Below are 15477 nucleotides of genomic sequence, written 5' to 3'. Positions count from 1 at the left end.
TGAACATGGGAGCAGGAAGGGTAAGTCCGACCATGGACGCGGGAATGCTGACAATCGTGCAGGAACTAGTGACGCTGTTCATCATCGTGGGTGTAGGCTACGGGGCGAAGAGGACCCGGTTCATGATCGTGGAATTCGATCGCATGCTCTCGCGGCTCGTCATCAACCTGGCGCTGCCGGGACTCATCTTGGGCTCGGTACTCACCGCCGACGAGCTTCCAGGGCGTCGTGAGATTCTGCTCACCTTCGCCCTGGCCTGCGCGAGCTACGTGGTGCTGGTGGCCGTAGCCTACGCCTTCACCACCCTGCTGCGCATACCAGCAGGACATCGGGGCGTGTATCGATTCATGCTGTGCTTTGGGAACGTGGGGTTCATCGGATTCCCCGTCATTTCCGCTATTTTCGGCCCCGAGGCCCTCATTTACGCCACGGTGTTCAACTTGCCCTTCAACTTTCTCGTGTTCTCGGTGGGCGCCTGGTTCCTCACCCAGGACACCGACGGCGACGTGAGGGTGCGGCCGAGCTGGCGCACCTTTGTCACGCCGGTCATGCTGGCGTGCATTGCGGCCATCGGGTTGGCCCTGGGCGACGTCCACAGCGTGCCCGTGCTAGGAGACGCACTATACACACTAGGATCTATCACCACACCGGCGGCGCTGCTCATCATCGGCTCGTCGCTGGCGAACATGCCCATGCGCGACCTTTTGGGCGGGCCGCGTCTGTGGGCCTGCGCCTTGTTCCGACTGCTGGGCATGCCGGTGATTATTTGGGCAGTGTTCCATTGGTTCGTGCCGTCAGGACTTCTGTTCTCCATCATCTTGGTGCTGTCGGGCATGCCCGTGGCCACCAACGGCACCATGCTCTGCTACCAGTACGGCGGCAACTCCCGCGTCATGGCCCAGGGCACCTTCGTCACCACCGTGCTGGCCCTGCTGACGATTCCCGTGCTGGCCGGATTCGTCGGCATGGTAGGCTGAGGGCCCATGCGCGAACTATCTCTTTCCACAGCAGTCGGGAGGGCCACCGCAGCGGCCCTCCCGACTGCAAAGCGCGCGCTCCCCCTACCCCTCGAAGTGCTCGACGGCCTCGGCGAGGCGGGTGATGACGGGAATGGACTGGGGGCAGGCGGCCTCGCAGGTGCCGCACTGGATGCACTTGGACGCGGGGCCCTCGGCGGCCTGCCAGGAGTACAGCCCCTTAGCGAACGAGCGGTCCTCGGTGGTCTTCTCCAGGTTCAGCAGGTTCAAAGCCACGGGGATCTTCACGCCCTCGGGGCAGTCCTTCACGCAGTAGCCGCAGTTGGTGCACGGGATGAGATCCACGCTGCGCAGGGCGGCCACCACCTCGGCGATAGCATCGCGCTCAGCATCGGTCAGAGGCTTGTGGGTTTGGAAGGTAGCCATGTTGTCCCGCATCTGCTCTAAGGTGGAGGCGCCGGCGAGCACTGTGAGCACACCGGGCAGATCGAGACAGAAGCGGTAGGCCCAGGAGGCCTGGCTCGCCTCGGGGTTCGCCTCGGCGAGCACCGCCGCTCCGCGCTCGGGCAGATTCGCCAAGCGACCGCCGCGCACCGGCTCCATGATGATGACGGGCACGCCGTGCTTGGCCGCCACCTCCATACAGCGGGCAGACTGGGTCACCGGATCGTCCCAATCCAGGTAGTTCACCTGCAGCTGCACGAAGTCCACCTCGGGGTGCGCCGTGAGCAGCTCGTCGAGCACGTCAGCACCGTCGTGCATGGAGAAGCCGACATGGCGGATGAGGCCGTCGGCCTTCGCCTTCGCCACGTAGTTCCACATGTCGTATTCGTCGAACTTGGCCGTGCGCGCGCCGCCCAGGTTGTGCAGCAGATAGTAGTCGATGTAATCGACCCCGAGGCGCTCCAGGGAGGTGGGCAGGCACGCCTGGGCCTCCTCCTTGCTCGCGCAGGCCCAGGCCAGACACTTCGTGGCCAGGGTGAAGGCCTCGCGCGGGTAGCGCTCTACCAGAGCCTCGCGCAGGGCCGTCTCAGAAGCGCCGTTATGGTAGACAAAGGCGGTGTCCACATAGGTGCCGCCCCGGGCGATGAACTCGTCGACCATGGTCTTCACGGACTCGATGTCAATGGCCGTGACATCGTCGGGGTCGGTCAGGGGCAGGCGCATGGCGCCGAAGCCCAACTTGGCCACGGCCTCGTAAGATGTGGTCATGAATGCTCCTCTCTGATTGCTCTCACCGAGGAGGGTAAACCTTGGAGTCGACTTCAAGTCAAGGAGGTCGCGCGAAAACCCGGCGAGCCTGGGTGAGCGGCGCAGCATTCAGATGCTGGCAGCGGGCAGCGCACCGGGGCGGCTCGCCGGGGCTCAGATCGAGCCGGAAAGGATCGTGCAGGCGAGCCGGCGCATCTTTCGCCTGGCACAGGGATCGCCGCGCGAACCCCGCCCTCCTGCGCAGACGGGCTAACGATCCCGTGACAGTTCGCTGATGGGGAGGCTCATCGCAGGAGCTTCCCTCACCATAGGGCTCGCTGAAACGCAGCCTATTCGCTCCCCAGCAGAAAGGGAAGGTGTCCCATGGGCCTTCTTGCCGCCTATGCCGTGCCCCATCCGCCGCTCATCGTGCCCGCCGTGGGTCAGGGCCAGGAAGAGGCCATCCCCGAGACCGTTGCCGCCTACGAGGAGATCGCCCAGCGCGTCGCCGCGGCCGATCCGGACATCATCGTCATCGCCTCGCCCCACGCGCCGCTCTACCGCGACGGCTTCTTCATCTCCAATGCCGACGAGGAAACCGGCTCGATGGCCCCGTTCGGACAGCCTCAGACCACGATAGCTACCCGCGGCGATGGCGAGTTCGCCCAAGCGGTGGCCGACCGCCTCGCCCGACGGTCCATTCCCGCGGCCGCCGCACCTGCAGCCCAGACCGAGATCGACCACGGCGCCTTCGTGCCGCTACATTTCCTCGCCCAGACGGTGGACTTGGAGGAGGTGCCCGTACTGCGCGTGGGACTCTCGGCGCTCTCACCGTCGGACCACCACTTCCTGGGGCAGTCCATCACCCGGGCGGCCGAGCGTCTGGACATGCGCTGCGTGCTCATCGCCAGCGGGGATTTGTCCCATCGCCTGAGGGAAGACGGTCCCTACGGCTTCGACCCGGCCGGCCCCAAGTTCGACCGAGCCGTGGAGGACGTGTTCGCCCGCGGGGCCCTGCAGGAGCTCTTCGCCCTGGATCCGGTGATGTGCGAGAGCGCGGCGGAGTGCGGGCTGCGCTCCTTCGAGATCATGGCCGGTGCGCTGGAGGGACTGCCCTTCACACCCCAGCTGCTCAGTTACGAGGGGCCCTTCGGGGTGGGCTATGCCATCGCCGCCTTCGAAGTGGAGGCCGGCCCCTCCACTACCGAGGAGGAAGTGGGAGCCGAGATTCGCGGCGCCCATGCCAAGGCGGCCCGCGAACGGGAGGAGACGGCTGAAAAACCCGCTGACGGCGCACGACCCGATGCCAGGCGCAGCAGCGAGCGGCATGGCCGGTGCGAGGATGGAGAGCGCGGTGATGCCGATGGGGCGGCTGCGGGCAGCGGGGCCACGAGCGCACACGGCCCATCGGCCGGCGTTGCCGGCGCGACACCCGAGGTGCCCCATGCGGCCGCCGAGCCAAAGACGGGGCGACGGCACCCGCTCGCCTGGGATCGGGATGCCGAGGCGCCCCTTGACGAGGACGAGCGCGAGGAAAACAACGCGATCCTCTCGCTCGTGCTGGATCCCGCGGTGGACCCGCTCGTGGCCCTTGCGCGACTGAGCGTGGAATCCATCGTGGGAAGCGGCGAGGTACTGGCCGCTCCCCAGGGGCTGCCCGATGCCATGACCAGACGACGAGCCGGCACCTTCGTCAGCCTGCACAAGGAGGGAAAACTGCGCGGGTGCATCGGCACCATCGCGCCGGCCCAGTCGTGCCTGGCCGAGGAGATCATCATGAACGGCGTGGCCGCCGCCACCGAGGATCCGCGCTTCCCGCAGGTGCGCCCGGACGAGCTGGACACCCTGTCCTACTCGGTGGACGTGCTCGGCGAGCCGGAGCCGGTAGATTCGCTGGAACAGCTCGATCCGGCGCGCTACGGCGTCATCGTCACCCGCGGCTTCAAGCGCGGGCTGCTGCTGCCCGATCTGGAGGGCGTGGACACGGTGATGGACCAGATCGCCATCGCGAAGCAGAAGGCCGGCATCGCCCCCGACGAGGACGCGAGGCTCGAGCGCTTCGAGGTAGTGCGCCACACCCGAGGCGGCGACGCCCGCTGCGCCTGACCGAGCATCCGGGCATGCGCGGAAAACCTCGCCCCTACAGGGTGGCGATCAGGGCGTCCCAGCCGGCGTGGCCGCACTCGTCGTCCTTGAACACGCCGGTGGCCTGGAGGATCTCATAGTAGGCGGCGTCACACACCGGACGCACCTCGGGCAGCTCGGCGGCCAAGCGCCCCGGCAAGATGGCGCGGCCCATGATCTCGATGAGGCCGATGTTCTCCTTCTTGATGTGGAAGAGATGCTCCGGTACGTGGAAGAGGCCGTAAGGACGCTCCGGCGTCGTGCGGTTGTTGCGCAGCACGAGATCCATCACGTAGTCGCCACCCTCGCGCCACAGGATGGGGTTCACCGTGTTGTGGGGGATAACGGTCGCCGCCGGCCTTTGACCGACCCGGTCCGGGGCTTTTCCCGGGCTGCCCCCGCTAATACCGTTCGGCGAGAAGGCCCGGATGCCGCGCGGCTCGAAGGAGAAGGAGCGCCAGGCATCCATGAGGCGGCAGGCGGCCTCGCCGAGGGCCGTGCGGTCCGACGCACGCAGGCGCACCACCGACGCGGGCCAGTCCACGATGCCGGCTTCCACCCCGCCCAGGCCCGGCAGGGCGAAACGCTGCCTGACAGGCCGCTTCATGAGGGGGAATCGGTAACCGCCGCCCTGGAAGTGGTCGTGGGCGAGGATGGAGCCGCCCACGATGGGCAGGTCGGCGTTCGACCCGATAAACCACTGCGGGTAGGCGTCGACGAAGTCGAGCAGCCGATCGATCGTCCCGTGGGTGATGGCCATGGGCCGGTGCGCCGGCGCCGACACGATGATATGCTCGGGGAAGTACCCGTAGGGAGAGAACCACCAGGCCCATTCCTCGCCGGCAAGCTCCACCGAGAGCACGTCCCCGCCGCCGGCCCCCGCGCAAGCAAGGCTTCCGTCTGCTGCGCGCTGCCAGCAGAGGACGCAGTCGTCGCCAGTGACGGCCAGCGGTGCCGAGCCGTGGCCATCCGCGCGGAGGGAAGTCGCAGCGGCATCCGAGGCTGCGCCGTTGCCGCGGGCATCGGAAGAGCGCCCCGCCTTCTCGGCGATGGACCCCTCGCTCGCTGCGCCCTCGCTCGCAGCCCGGGCAATGGCCCGCGGATCCTTCTCGGGCTTGGCCAGGTTGATGGTGATCTCCAGCGGCCCCGCAGGAGAGTCGGCCACCCACACGGGGTTTTCCACCGCGCTCACGGCAGGCGCTCCGCCCGCACCCCGGGCGCCCCCAGGGTCACCTCGCGGCAGGCATCGTAGCCGAGCAGCCCGTCCATGGCCCCCATGAAGCCATCGGCCTCCGCGCACGGCACGAACGCAAGCACCGAGCCGCCGAAGCCGCCGCCGTGGATGCGCCACGCCCCGCGCTCTCCGAGCAGGTGCGCCGCCAGGCTCTGGATGACCATGGCCGGCTGGCGTGCCTCGCTGCCAGGCTCGCGCAGCGAGACGTTCTGCAGGAACTGGGCCGACGAGGCGCCCGACAGGCGCACCTCGCGCAGGAAGAGCCCGAAGTCACCGGCAGCCAATGCCGCGCGCTGGGCGTTCACCCGAGCCACCTCGTCGTAGTAGTGCAGCGCGCGCATGGCACGGCGGTCCCCCAGCTCGGTGCGCACGCGCTGTAGCTGGGCCAGAAGCGTGTCCACCGGCGCATCGCCCAGGCGGGGCACGCCGAGCAGGTTGGCCACCATGCGCATGTCGGCGGGAATGGCGGCGAACTCATCCTGGTGCAGCGAGTGATCCTGCCGGCTGTCGATGAGCACGATACGGTAGCCCTCGGCAGCCGCATCGAGCGTCATCGGCTCCACCACGGGCACCTTCGGCGCGAAATCGATGGTCACCACGCCCCCGCAGGCGCAGGCCAGCTGATCCTGGGCTCCGCAGGGCTTGCCGAAGTAGCGCTGCTCGCACTCCACCGCCGCCAGGGCCACGGCCACGGCACCGAGGGGCACCGCTTCGCCCCCGCTGCTCGCAACCCCGCCCGCGCCCTTCGCGACCAGCGCCCGGCTCGCGGCGCCCCCGGCCGCCGGGGCCGCGAAGGGACCGGGGCCGAACAGGCCCTCCAGGCACGCGCCGATCATGACCTCGAAAGCGGCCGAAGATGACAGGCCGCAGCCCGGGGGCACCTCGGAGCCGGTGACGAGATCGAAGCCGCGCACCGCGCCCCCGCCGGCAGCGTAAGCCGCGGCCATGCCCCGCACCAGAGCTACGGACGTGAGCGCCTCCACGGGATGGGGCTGCGCCCACTGCGGGTCGGCGAGATCGACCTCCACGGTGCCGAATCCCTCCATGACCGCGCGGATGCGCCCCAGGCCGTTCTCGGCCGCAAGTCCCCAGGTACGCTCGCCGATAGCCGCCGAGATGACGCGGCCGCCCTGATGGTCCACATGGTTGCCGGCCACCTCCATGCGACCCGGGGCCGAGGCCAGCACAAAGGCGCGCCCTGCTGCCGCCGGCGCACCACCGTTGCCGGTCGGGACCCCGTATGGCGATCCAGCACCGGCGACCTGCGCGCCGGCGACAGGGGCACCGAACACATCCTCGAACAGGGCGCGCAGAGCGGCGACTTTCGCCGCGCCGCCGCTAGCCGTCGCAGATCCCATGGGCCTCCTCCTTCAGCTTGTTCACCCGCCGGTCGTAGGTGAGGATGCCGTTCACTTCCTCCTCCACGTCCGACAGCTGCGTGTACACATAGCCCGCCAGCCCGTCGCCCTCGAGGGCCGCGGCCTCCTCCAACGTGCGGCGCACCGCCGCCCTCCAGGCACCCAGATCATCGAAGCTGTCGTAGCCGTAGCTCTCGGCGAAGGCGCTGTGGTCTTCCACACGGAAGGTGGCCCCGCCGAACTCCGAGATAGCGAAGGCCCGCCCTCCCCGCTCGGCCGCCCGGCCCCGCAGGGCAGCACCGTCCGCATACACCTTGAGCTTGCGGAAGTAGTTATGCACCGAGAGGAAGTCGCCGCAACCCTGGTCGTACCAGCCGCTCACGGCGTCGACGACCCGCGTAGGATCGGCCCGGCGCACCGCCTCGGTGGCCAGGGCCGCATCGAACTGGCCCCAGCCCTCGTTGAACAGCACCCAGCAGACCACCGAGGGATGGTTGCGTAGATGATCAACCGTGGCCCGGCAGGCGCGGCGCCACTGATCGCGGTAGCGCTCGCTCCCGGCGCCGAGCTTCGCCTGGTGCTCTGGATCGCAGTCGTCGTAGTCGCCCCAGCTGCCGCGCCACAGCGTCGGCCTGAAGCTCGTCTCCCAGGATCCGTAGGCGCCGCCCCCGTTCACCATATCCTGCCACACGAGCATGCCGAGCCGGTCGCAGTGGTAGTACCAGCGGTCGGCCTCCACCTTCAGGTGCTTCCGCAGCATGTTGAAGCCGGCCTCGCGCATAGCCTGGATGTCGAAGGCCAAGGCCTCGTCGGAGGGGGCCGTCATGAGGCCGTCGGACCAGTAGCCCTGGTCGAGCACGCCCCGCAGCAGCAGCGGCTCCCCATTCAGCAGGAAGCGGAAGACGCCGTGCGCATCGGGGGCCACTTCCACGGTGCGGAAGGCCGTGTAGCTGTGCACGGCATCGGAGCCGTAGCGCAGGGTGAGGTCGTAGAGGTGGGGGTCGTCCGGGCTCCAGCGGCGCGGCCGGGGCACGGGAACGGTCAGGCGCACCCGGCGGCGGGCAGGACCGGCCGGATCCGCGCCCTCGGGCACCGCCCCCTCTTCCACGGCCACGGCCACCGATCCCACCTGCACGCCGTCCCCATCGGAGACGTAGAGGCGCAAGAGCCCCGAGGCGCCCCGCACGTCCACGTCGGCGACGAGAAGCTCCTGGTCGCAATCGGGCCGCAGGGCAACGGCCTCAATGGAGCGCTCGGGCACCACCTCCATCCACACCGGCTGCCAGATACCGCTCTGGGCCGTGTACCAGATGCCGCCGCGCTCGAGCCGCTGCTTGCCCCGCAGCTGCACCCCCGTATCGCTCGGATCGCGCACAGCCAGGGCCACCACGAAGTCGCCGCCCTGCTGCCAAGCCAGGGCCGCCTCGCCGTCGGTAGCGGTGAGCGCCTCAGTGATGTCGAAGGCGAAGGGCAGGTAGGCGCCCTCGTGGGTGCCCACGACCCGGCCGTTCACGCAGCAGGCGCAGGCGAAGTCCACGGCCTCGAAGTGCAGCAGACAGCGATCTCCCTCGCGCAGCGTCGGCCGAGGCACCCGGCGCACGTACCAGAGCAGCTCATCGGGGGCCAGCTGGCGCCCCACTCCCGATAGCAGTGCCTCAGGCGAGAAGGGCACGAGGATGCGCCCGTCGAAGCGCTCCGGCTGACGCAGAGTCGGGCAGGCACCCACGGGCACGATGGCGTAGTCCCACCAGCCGTTCAGCGAGGTAAACGCCTCCCGTGCGAACTGAGGATGGGGATGCTCCGAGCGCACCGAAGCCGGATCGAGGGCCTCGCCCCAGGGGGTGAGCAGGGGCCGTTCGGGGCCCAGATCGTGTTTACGGGGAGCGCTTGCCAGCACGCGCCTGATATCCATGGGAGGCCGGTCCTCTCGCAGGTCTGTCCCCCGGCGCGCCGCGGGCCGGGAGGGACGCCCCTGGCGCCCATTTTCCTTACAGCCCGATAATAGCTAACTTGAGCGGCCGGGCAGCAAACGTAACCGATTCGCCACACCGCCGCCGATAAGCTCCTAAGCCGGCTGCTCCAAGTGCAGCATCTGGGAGACGATGGCGATGAGCATCTCGTCGTCGGCATCGGGGTGGGAGCGCAGGTAGCTCACGAGCCCCACAATGAGCACGTAGAAAGTCTCGTAGAGGTGATCGGATCCGTCGCCGTACTTCCCCTGGCCGGCCAGGGGGTGCGACACCATAAACTCAGCGCCCTGGGCGGCAAAGCGATTGAGGAAGTCCAGGTAGAGCGCCGCATTCTCCTGGGTCGAAAGGGCCATGCGGAACGTGTTCTTCTCGAAGAGCACCATGCGCATGATCTTCACCATGGTGTGCAGCGACTCGTCGGTCTCCTGCACCGCACGGCTCTCGCTCCAGTGCTGCATGGCCTCGATGAAGTCGGTGATGTACTGATCCAGCACCGCCGAGGTCACTTCCTCCTTGTTCTGGAAGTAGTGATAGAACAGCGAGCGCGTCACTCCCACATGGTTGGTGATGTCCTGGATGGAGGTGTGGGCCAGGCCCTTTTCCTCGTAGAGTTCGCGGGCAGCCACGACGATCTCGGCCGAGCGCTTGGCGGTATCATTGCTGCGGAGGACCTCGCGGGTGGCGCCGACGCGCCCATTCTTTCGTACCGATTGCATGGATCCTCCTCCGCGCATGGCCCGCCGAATCAACCGGGCTTATTGAGTCTTAGCTGCGAAACGACTATACGTCTGCACAAATTTGTGCCACCTCTTCGTAAGTTCTCTGTTACCGCACTGTCATTAACTGTTGACAGACTGTGCAAAAACATCCATAAAAGACAAGGGCTTTTCCCGACCACCTTGGATCGAGGTTCAAGAATCAGCGCTCGGGGCCCATGCCGTTGAATCGGGCCGGATCACCCACGCATTTGTCCCCTTTTCAGCACCGCGAGAGTTCCCAGGGGTTAGAATGGGGTTCCCAACTACGACGATTGCCCGCCGAGCGCGTCGTTGTGCAACTGCTCAAGAAGGGAGCATCCCATGGCCCCAAAGATCCTCAAGGCCGTTGCCGTCGTCCTGGGCGCCCTGCTGCTGGCCCTGGCCGCCTACGTTGCCTATGTCGTGCTGAGCTACGAGCGCCTTGGCGACGAGCTCTCCCTTGCGGTCGAGGCACCGCCGGCCGCCGACGAGAGCCCCCGCGGCACCGTCGAGGTCGGTGCGGAGCTCACCGTTGTGGCTGCGAACATCGGCTTCGGGGCCTACAACCGCGACTTCGACTTCTTCATGGACGGCGGCACCGGCTCGGTGGCCGCCAGCCCCGAGGTGGTGCGCGAGGACGTCGTCGGCACGGCCAAGGCCGTTCGGGAGACCGGCGCCGACTTCGCGCTATTCCAGGAGGTGGATGTCGACGGCACCCGCAGCCACCATGTGGACGAGTACGCCCTCTTGCGCGAGCAGTTCCCCGCCGATACGGCCGTTTTCTGCCAGAACTACGATTCTGCGTTTCTGGCCTGGCCCCTCTACGCGCCCCACGGTGCCAATCGCGCGGGTCTGGTCACATTCTCCGCCTTCCCCATTGCCGATGGCACGCGCTACCAGCTGCCCATCTCCGAGGGCTTCGGCAAGTTCCTCGATCTGGATCGGTGCTTCTCGCTGTGCCGCATCCCCACCGATGACGGACGGGCTCTGTCCCTCATCAACGTGCACCTGTCTGCCTACGGCGCCGACGAGTCCATCATGGCGGCCCAACGCGCCAAGCTCTACGAGGTCATGGTACGCGAGCGGGAGGCCGGCAACTACGTCATCGCCGGAGGCGATTTCAACCACGACATGATCGGTGTGTCGGGCGAGGTGTACGGCAACGAGGTGCAGGTGGTAGAGAGCTGGGCGAAGCCCTACGACTTCGACGGCGTGCCCGCCGGGTTCACCGTGGCCGCCAAGGCGAAGCTGGACGAGGTGGGCATCGAGGCCTTCGCCGACGCCGCCACCTGCCGCGATGCGGGCCGCCCCTACGACGGTACCAACGACCGCTGGATCATGGACACCTTCATCTGCTCCGACAACGTAGAATGCCTGGAATACACCACCATGGACCTGGACTTCGCCTACTCCGATCACAACCCCGTGATGATGCGGTTCAAATTGGGCGCGGCGTAAGAATGCAACGACAGGGTGGCGCAGCCAGGCGACGCTCCGTCATGCGAATCGCTCACTCGGCAAGATATCAACGCACCAGCTCAAACCGAGGATGCTCTTCCTCGTCCACATAGCGAAAGCCAAAGCGAGCTGCATAGGCCCGTACGAGCCCGAACACCATGCCGCCCGCACCGCGGTAGAACTCCGTGCGGGCAAATCGCTCCACCGACCAACGCCATGAGGGCAGCCACGGCAAAATGAAGCGCTGCAACAGCTGAGTCTGGCACTGTGCCACGGCACTTTCTCTCGATCCGCCAGAAGCGTCACCAGGCCCGAGGGCGGCCTTCGTAGGCTCATTCCACTCCCGTTGGATGAGCAAGGAGATGAAGCCGAGCATGAGCCCCAGATGATCGTCGGGCTCTCGGTTCTGACGCTCGACCTCGAAACCATACTGCCGGTACAGCCGGCGCACGGCCAGGGAACTCTCTCCCAGAATGGCGCTGCCGGGGTTCAGGTAGTAGCCGGCCCAGCTCGGAGCCTTCGGCTCTCCAGGACCCACAAGCAGATTCAGCCAGTCACTGCGCAAGTCGGCCGCGCGGTCCTGCAGCACCAACGGGTCGCACTTCACGGCTGCCGCCGTCTCTCGACACCACCCGTCCATCGCTGCTAGACCCGCCCGAACGACATCGTCCTCCATGCCGAAGGGAGCCTCGGCGAACAGTCCCGGCTGCATATAATCGACCACGTCGTCGTCAGTCGGCTCGTTGTACAGCAGCCGGGCCGCCAGACTGAGGGCCACCTGCGCCGCCTGCAGCTCTTCATCGGTCATAGCGACTCCTTTCACGAACGGCACGGGCCCACCTCAAGAGCAGGCCCGCGACAGCAGATTGGCTGGGGCGGGGCCCAGGAGGACCCCGCCCCAGATGCCCTAGGCCTCGTCGACGATGGTAATCACCGAGCCGGTCCCAGAGCCCGTCGCCTGGGCGGACGGGTGCGGGTCGATAATAGTGGTGGCGCCGGTGGCGTTCTTGGGCAGCGGCTCCGTCTCTATCTGGCCCTCGCCGTAGGTGGCCACCAACTCGTCGCGCTCACCCCAATCCAGGGCGCGCATCGGGCAGGCCATCACGCAGACGGGCTTGCGGTCGAGCGTCAGCTCGTCGCGGCACATGTCGCACTTGATGGAGTAGCCGGCGTCCTCGTTCAGCTGGGGCGCCTCATAGGGGCAGGCCGACACGCAGGTGCCGCAGCCGATGCACACCTCGTGATCGGTCCACACGATGCCGGTCTCGCCATCCTTCTGCATGGCGCCCGTGGGGCAGTTCTCCACGCAGGCGGGGTTCATGCAGTGGTTGCAGGCCATCGACATGAAGTAGCTGAACACGCCGTCGGGCACATAGTGGCCAGCCTCCGTGGGCTTCCACGAGCCGCCGCCGTAGTTCACCACGCGGCGCTGCAGGTTCGCAGCGGGCAGGTGGTAGTACTCCTTGCAGCCCACCTGGCAGGTCTTGCAGCCGGTGCAGGCGGCGGAGTTGAAGTAAAAAGCGTACTGAGTCATGAGTCAGCTCCCATCTATTCCGCGATGCCCACCGGCGTGACCACCGGACGCGCCCAGTCGGCCTCAAGGGTGAGCGGGCCGTCGTACTTCTCCACTTGCAAAAGCGTGCCCGTCCACGCCTGGCAGCCGCCGCCCGAAGACTTCGGCGCCTGCAGCACGTTGGGGCAGCCGCCCAGGTCGATGCCGGTCTCCTCGTCGATCTCGAACCACGCGCCGTCCTGCATCGCCACGGCACCGGGCACGATGTAGGGAGTCACCTTGGCATGGCGCAGCACCTTGCCGTGGGGGCTCGTCATCAGCACGGTGTCGCCGTTCTTGATGCCGCGGGCCTCGGCGTCCACCACCGACATGAAGCACTCCTGGGGGAAGGCCTGGCGCAGCGAGGTGACGTTGTCGTTCACCGAGTGGGCACGACGCAGGGAGTGCGGCGTCCACAGCAGCAGCGGATACGCATCGGTCTGCGTGCCGGCGCCCTGCTCGGGGTCACCGATCTGGTACATGCCGATGGGCGCGATCTGCGAGTAGCCTACGGAGTTCACCATGTAGGCCAGCGTCTCGCAGTAGATCTCGAACTTGCCCGATGCCGTGGCCAAAGGCGAGCCCTCGGGATCGTTGATAAACGCCATCCAGGGCTCGGGCACGAACATATCCTCGGTCAGCGGCGCCTTCAGGATGCCCTTCTCGCGGAATTCCTGGAAGGTGAACTTGCCCTCCTGGGGCTGGCCGGTGGTGCCGGGGAAGTAGGTGTCCACTTCTTCCTGGGTGATGGTGAGCAAAGGCGAGGTCTCATAGGTGGTGCCGTCCATGAAGATGCCGTCGCGCACCGTGGCGTAGGTACGCTCGGCGTCGGTCATGGTGTTCACCACCTTGGGGTCGAGGCCCAGACGGCCCGCCAGTTCCTCGGCAATCCAGCTCTCGTACTTCGCTTCGTACAGGGGCTCGAGGATCTGATCGAACCACAGCACGGAAGAGGCATCGCCGAAGAAGGCCTTGTTCGGCTTCTCCCAGAAGGTGGCACAGGGCAGTACCACGTCGCAGTACTGGCGCGTGGAATCGAAGAAGGGATTCACGCCCCACACGAAGTCGAAGCCACGCACCACTTCGATACCGGTCATGGTGTCGGCAATCTGGTTCAGCGTGCTCATGTGGCCGCCGAAGTAGGCCGCATGGATGTCGAGCTTGATCTTGCCGCCGGGCCAGCAATCGCGGCCGTACTCGCCGGCCTTGATGGAACGCCAGCACTCGGAGGGCTCCAGGTTCAGCCACTCCTTGTCGCCCAGCTTGTCGAACACGGGAATGGGATAGAACATGAAGACGGGAGCGCCCTCGGGCATGAGCGGGTTCACCGGGTCGGCATCCACGGGGCAGTAGGCGCCGGCCATAACCATGCTGCTCGTGAAGTCCTTGATGCCCGACCAGCCGAAGTAGTGACCCGGGGTGCCCACGCCGCCGTGCATGAGCGCCATGGTGTAGAAGCTCTGCACGAACTGCTCGCCCGCGGGGATCTTCGACGTGGACTGGCTGGCGAAGAAGTCCACCTTGTCCACAGCCGCGATCTCGGCGGCAAGCTCGCGGATCTTGTCGGCAGGCACGCCGCAGATGGCCTCGGCCCACTCGGGGGTCTTGGGCGTCATGTCGTAGCCCGTGCCCATGACGTAGTCCTTCCACGAGGCATTCGCGGGCGCGGCGGCGGGCATGGTCTTCTCGTCGAAGCCGACACAGTACTTGTCGAGGAATTCCTGATCGAAGGTGCCCGCATTGATCCACTCATGGCAGATAGCGATCACGAGCGCGGTATCGGTACCCGGCAGAATCGGAATCCACTCATCGGCGATGGCCTGGGCCGTCTGGTTGAGCCACGGGTCGATGATGATCACCTTCGCCCCGCGCTTGCGGCACTCGTGCATGAACCACGTGTGGTTGCCCGCCTTGTTGGCCGCCCAGTTGCAGCCGAACATCACATGCAGATCGCTCGTCACCATCTGGAGATGGTGCGGTGTGTTGGTCATATTCAGGCTGCCGCCGAGAATATGGGTATCCGCCACGGCCCACGAGCCGTAGGACACAGTGCCGGCCTCGTGGTGCACCGAGCCGCCCAGAGCATCCAACAGGCAGACGTTCTGATCATAATAGCCGTCGGAAATATTGGTGGAACCGCCGCAGAGAATGCCCTTGGAGCCGTATTTGTCAATCATCTTCTTGATACCCTCGGCCACCAGATCCAGGGCATCTTCCCAGCTCATGCGCTCCCATTCGTCGCGTCCGCGCAGCTCGCCCTGGGGGTTGTCCAGGCTGAAGTTCTTGCGCTTCATGGGATACTTGATGCGGGCCGGCGAGTACACCTCGCCGATCTTCGCCCGACCGCGCAGGCAGCTGCGGCGCTGCGGCACGGCATAACTGTCCTCTTCGGCCTCGTCGGAGCGCATCTTCAGTGGCACGCCGTCTTCCACGTACACGCGGTTCAGGCATCGCGAGCTGCCGCAGCTGCAATTGTTGTAGCAGGGCGCGTTCTTCCACTCGCCGGTTTCGGTCAGGCCGGTCTCGGCGAGGCTATCTCCACCCTCGCCGGCGCCGTCGCCCGAAGCGCAGGCCACCAGGCCCGAGGCGCCGATGGCGCCTGCGCCCAGCGCGCTCCACTGCAGGAAGCTGCGTCGTGACAGAGATTTCTCAGACATGAATCCTCCCCTATCTCATTGCCGCACGCTTTCGGCGAATCTGAAGGCCGACGTCAATTCCCCCAGCGTCACCCTCACTCGTGCGAGCCCTCGAACGCTCCTCGGCGTTCACAGGTGTCATAATATACCGATTCACCGATTCGGTCAAATAGATTCTCGCAAGAAGCGCGAGTTGGTCGCTCCCCATCGGCCCCCATCGGGCCCCATCGTTCCCCCTCC

General features: G+C 66.6%; 11 protein-coding genes. 3 read left to right on the top strand and 8 right to left on the bottom strand.

The features are described from left to right. Positions 1-32: 32 nt before the first annotated feature. A complete protein-coding gene (locus F8D48_RS08150) occupies positions 33-977 on the top strand; it encodes an AEC family transporter (RefSeq protein WP_151431096.1) in 945 nt (314 codons plus the stop codon). Between the two features lie 84 nt (positions 978-1061). Here F8D48_RS08150 and F8D48_RS08145 read toward each other — a convergent pair whose 3' ends face one another. Beyond that, positions 1062-2189 carry an aldo/keto reductase gene (locus tag F8D48_RS08145; protein ID WP_151431094.1) on the bottom strand — a complete coding sequence of 376 codons (1128 nt, stop codon included), beginning with the start codon at positions 2187-2189 and terminating at the stop codon, positions 1062-1064. 363 nt (positions 2190-2552) lie between these two features. On the opposite strand from F8D48_RS08145, the gene amrA reads away from it, so the two are divergent. Continuing rightward, positions 2553-4274 (top strand): AmmeMemoRadiSam system protein A, encoded by a 1722-nt coding sequence (amrA, locus tag F8D48_RS11995; RefSeq protein ID WP_240806285.1) that lies wholly within the window; start codon positions 2553-2555, stop codon positions 4272-4274. A gap of 34 nt (positions 4275-4308) precedes the next feature. Here the strand turns inward: amrA and F8D48_RS08135 are convergent, their stop codons facing one another. The 4 genes from F8D48_RS08135 to F8D48_RS08120 form a co-directional block, all read right to left on the bottom strand. Beyond that, positions 4309-5484, bottom strand: a complete 1176-nt coding sequence (locus F8D48_RS08135) for a galactose-1-phosphate uridylyltransferase (protein ID WP_151431092.1) — start codon at positions 5482-5484, stop codon at positions 4309-4311. Next, positions 5481-6884, bottom strand: coding sequence for a galactokinase (locus tag F8D48_RS08130; protein WP_151431090.1), 1404 nt, complete (start codon positions 6882-6884; stop codon positions 5481-5483). The genes F8D48_RS08135 and F8D48_RS08130 overlap by 4 nt, the downstream gene beginning before the upstream one ends. Beyond that, entirely contained in the window at positions 6865-8796 is a 1932-nt protein-coding gene (locus F8D48_RS08125; RefSeq protein WP_135969710.1) for a glycoside hydrolase family 2 protein, read from the bottom strand. The genes F8D48_RS08130 and F8D48_RS08125 overlap by 20 nt, the downstream gene beginning before the upstream one ends. A 153-nt stretch (positions 8797-8949) precedes the next feature. Beyond that, the gene (locus F8D48_RS08120) at positions 8950-9570 is read right to left on the bottom strand and encodes a TetR/AcrR family transcriptional regulator (protein WP_135969711.1); all 621 of its coding nucleotides are present in this window, start codon (positions 9568-9570) and stop codon (positions 8950-8952) included. Between the two features lie 363 nt (positions 9571-9933). On the opposite strand from F8D48_RS08120, the gene F8D48_RS08115 reads away from it, so the two are divergent. Continuing rightward, positions 9934-11049 carry an endonuclease/exonuclease/phosphatase family protein gene (locus tag F8D48_RS08115; RefSeq protein WP_151431088.1) on the top strand — a complete coding sequence of 372 codons (1116 nt, stop codon included), beginning with the start codon at positions 9934-9936 and terminating at the stop codon, positions 11047-11049. 67 nt (positions 11050-11116) lie between these two features. On the opposite strand, the gene F8D48_RS08110 is transcribed toward F8D48_RS08115, so the two are convergent. The 3 genes from F8D48_RS08110 to F8D48_RS08100 all read right to left on the bottom strand — a co-directional run bounded on the left by F8D48_RS08110 (position 11117) and on the right by F8D48_RS08100 (position 15258). Then, positions 11117-11857: a TorD/DmsD family molecular chaperone gene (locus F8D48_RS08110; RefSeq protein ID WP_151431086.1), complete on the bottom strand. Its 741-nt coding sequence runs from the start codon at positions 11855-11857 to the stop codon at positions 11117-11119. A gap of 99 nt (positions 11858-11956) precedes the next feature. Continuing rightward, a complete protein-coding gene (locus F8D48_RS08105; protein WP_151431084.1) occupies positions 11957-12583 on the bottom strand; it encodes a 4Fe-4S dicluster domain-containing protein in 627 nt (208 codons plus the stop codon). 14 nt (positions 12584-12597) lie between these two features. Further along, positions 12598-15258, bottom strand: coding sequence for a molybdopterin-dependent oxidoreductase (locus F8D48_RS08100; RefSeq protein ID WP_151431082.1), 2661 nt, complete (start codon positions 15256-15258; stop codon positions 12598-12600). Positions 15259-15477 lie beyond the last annotated feature (219 nt).

This window comes from Adlercreutzia muris, assembly GCF_008831045.1.
GTDB lineage: Bacteria > Actinomycetota > Coriobacteriia > Coriobacteriales > Eggerthellaceae > Adlercreutzia > Adlercreutzia muris.
Note: the sequence above shows the minus strand (reverse complement) of the source record. Positions and strands in the feature narration are given on the sequence as shown.